2 protein-coding genes and 1 pseudogene are annotated in these 3059 nt (G+C 56.7%); 1 reads left to right on the top strand and 2 read right to left on the bottom strand.

Features of this window, described 5'->3' with window-relative positions:
• Window positions 1-298: 298 nt before the first annotated feature.
• Complete coding sequence (gene tnpB, locus UNPF46_RS38500) at window positions 299-646, bottom strand: IS66 family insertion sequence element accessory protein TnpB (RefSeq protein ID WP_100180002.1); 348 nt, start codon at window positions 644-646, stop codon at window positions 299-301.
• Between the two features lie 513 nt (window positions 647-1159).
• On the bottom strand, window positions 1160-1387 hold the full coding sequence (locus tag UNPF46_RS37085) for a hypothetical protein (protein ID WP_100180001.1): 228 nt from the start codon (window positions 1385-1387) through the stop codon (window positions 1160-1162).
• A 222-nt stretch (window positions 1388-1609) separates the two neighbouring features.
• On the opposite strand from UNPF46_RS37085, the pseudogene UNPF46_RS38490 reads away from it, so the two are divergent.
• Window positions 1610-2743: pseudogene (locus tag UNPF46_RS38490) on the top strand (O-antigen ligase family protein); the annotation flags it as partial.
• Between the last annotated feature and the right edge of the window lie 316 nt (window positions 2744-3059).

Here is a 3059-nt window from a genome sequence, read left to right as displayed (position 1 = left end):
CGTCAAAGTTAATGTCAACTAGCGGCTACGCAGTTCCTCATATCATGATACTTCAAATTCGATCGTGGCGAGTTAGTCGCGCTCCGGCAATACATATAATCCGTGGCTTTTTAGGTGCTTAATACTCGGGGGAGTGATGCATTCAGCCAACCGGGCCGCGCGCTCGGCGCGCAGCATCGCCTGCAGCGTGGTCACATTGTCGGGAAGAGAATCATCGGCGCTCATCGCCGACCAGAGAATCACAAGACGCGATCTCTGTCCGAACCGCCGATCGTGCCACCGATTCAAATCCCAGCGATCAGCCCGCCGCCTGCGGTCGCCAGGTATGTTGCGGCATCCGCCAGTCGATGCCCTCCAGCAGGTAGCCAAGCTGGGCTGTTGTGATCGTCACCACGCCATAAGCCGGCGACGGCCACAGGAAGTGGCCGCGCTCAAGCCGCTTGGCGTAGAGCGACATCCCGAGCCCATCGTGCCAGAGGATCTTGATCAGCTTGCCACTCTTGCCTCGGAAGACATAGAGATCGCCGCCGTGCGGATCTCGCTTGAAGGCTTCCTGCACCAGCAAGGCCAGCGAGTTCATGCCGCGACGCATATCAGTGTGGCCGGTCGCAATCCACACCAGCACCCCCGACGCAATGGGGATCACCGCGGCCGTCCATCTGCCAGTGCCGCAACCGCTGCCTTCAGCGTCGCCGCGTCGACCGTGCCCGTGATCCGCATCCGAGCCCGGCAAAAAACTCGATCTCGATCGACCCGCCGCTGCTGACCGGCGCGATCGGACAAGGCGCCGGCCCTGCTTCCGCGACCACCATCGCCGGTACGAAGCCAGCTTGATGAGCAGTATCCTTCTCAGGCAGAAACGACCGTCGCCATCGCAGCAGCAATGAGCGTGAAACACCATAGCGCCGCGCTGTTGCCGCAACTTGGCGCGGTGCCTATAAGCTCTCCAGGACGATCTTGAGCTTCTCGTCCTCGGACCAGCGCCGCCGCCGGCCCGTGTCCACCACCTCAAGCCGTTCGACTTGGGCACTGCGCCTATCACTGTCCATAAGGACAATTCTCAACAACACGCCTCATTCGGCAAGGCGGCCTTCACCGGACGGATACTAAGATCTCATGGGAGATGAAGAAGCAGAAGGCTAGCGCGTAGAAGCACGGTTCAGAACATTGCAGCTCGGGCACCTAGCCACAGCGCCGCGCTTGCCAAGACTGCAACGATGACCAGCTTGGGTGGAAGCCACGATTGGAAATTAGAGTAGTCGCTGCGAAGGCGCAGTACGACACTGCCGATCCCTACAATTACAGCGAGAGTCATCAGCCAGAACGCGCTTCGGTCGTGCCCACCTGCGAACAGGAAGATCGCAAAAAGCGCTATCAACCAGTCCATCCTTGCTCACCTCAGTTCGCAAATGGCCCCCTCCGGGCGGGAGCCGGACAGCGTACGTTTCGGACTATGACGCATTTAACCTGCCAAGTCAGCCGAGCATCGAGAGCCGATCGTGCCAATCCTCCTGTGCACCAACGAGTTCCAAGATGACGTCTTGACTCCCTACTGCAAGGATGCTCCTCACCTTGTAAATTCGACATAGAAAGCTATGCAGGCGCAACGATGGATAAGCGGATATTCCTGATCGTAGAGAGAGGCCGCCAATCTAGTGCTATCCTGACAGCCTTTATGCTTCCCATAACAACGACTGGCACCGCAATCGCATTGACCCTTTTAGCTGTATTCAGCCTGTTTTCGGCCAGCCAAGAAGATTGGCGTCACATATTGCGATTTCCGGCTGCGACACTCCCTATATCGTTGTTCGCCCTCCTTGCCATCAGTATGCTTTGGTCACCTCAGCCGTTCGGACCGGGTGGGGTATCGCACTACGCCAAGCTTTTGCTAATTCCCATTGTCATGGCAGGCACATACAGCCAGCGGCAAGCGATGCACATCGCATATGGCTTCGCTGCGGCTTGTATGGTCTTACTTGTGCTATCTATTGCCTCACTCTCGTGGGGTTCAGGTCCTTGGGGTTGGTTCAAGGGCCCTGGAGTACCTGTGAAGGACAATGCCGTTCAAAGTACCTGTTTCTCACTATGTGCTTTTGGCTTAGGAATATATTCAGTTCAACTCTTGCGAGCAAAGCAGAATTTGACAGCAGTTTGCGCTGGCGTTGTTGCCGTCGCTCTTTTCGCTGATGTTTTCCTGATCACCCTATCTAAGACAGGCGTGCTAATCGCTCTGGCTTTAGCCATACGACTCTTGGCATACATCGACGGGTGGCAAATTCGCGTCGCCGTAGCAATTCCATTATGCCTCGTTGCGGGGCTCGCGGTGAGCTTTTCTAGCGAAGCTCAGCGTCGAGTTAAAGAGATCAGCACCGACCTGCGTGCCCTGAAAGCTGAATCGTCTGAGACTACAAAGCTCGGCGCGACGCAGACACCCTCCCCTCCCCACAAGCCAACAACCGTGTCTCCTAAGACCAAAGAAATTGAGTCCCTTGGAACCATCAGCGCGGAGAGAGCGGAGGTCGTCCTCTCCGGAAAACCCACAATGTCGACTGCAAGTCGGCTCGACTTCTGGAGCAAGGCAGTTGAATTCATCTGGCAATCGCCCATCCTTGGGCATGGGGCCGGAAGCACCAAATCGTTGTATGCTTCTGTTGAAGCGGACAGACCCTCGCCTTATGGTGAGGCGGTTCCCGACCCTCATAATCAGTTTCTTGCCATCGCTATACAAGCCGGGCTTCTCGGGGGGGCCCTTCTCATGAGTATGTGGACAGCACACCTCGTTCTTTTTTGGGGCACCAGTGTTCCTCAAGTGCTGGGACAAGCAGTAGTGCTTCAGAACGTCTTGGGATCACTTTTCAATAGCCAGCTCTCCCAAGTTACCCAAGGTACGCTGTACTGCCTAGCCGTGGGCCTACTACTCGCAATGCTTGTACGACGAGAACCAAACCTTCGCCCGGACGCCTATGCCCTAGATGTGGAGCCTCAAGAGGTTGTCCTTGGTCAGCCCAAGTCTGCTGATCGGCGTTTGTGAGTCTATACCACCGTGGGGCCGGTGCCAG

Source organism: Bradyrhizobium sp. UNPF46 (assembly GCF_006658625.1).
Lineage (GTDB): Bacteria > Pseudomonadota > Alphaproteobacteria > Rhizobiales > Xanthobacteraceae > Bradyrhizobium > Bradyrhizobium nitroreducens.
The sequence above is the reverse complement of the archived record's forward strand: the minus strand, read 5'-3'. Positions and strand labels throughout refer to the sequence as shown.

Excerpts from the sequence above, each read along its gene's own strand:
- UNPF46_RS37085 (WP_100180001.1), bottom strand. The coding sequence starts at position 1,387 with ATGGACTGGTTGATAGCGCTTTTTGCGATCTTCCTGTTCGCAGGTGGG.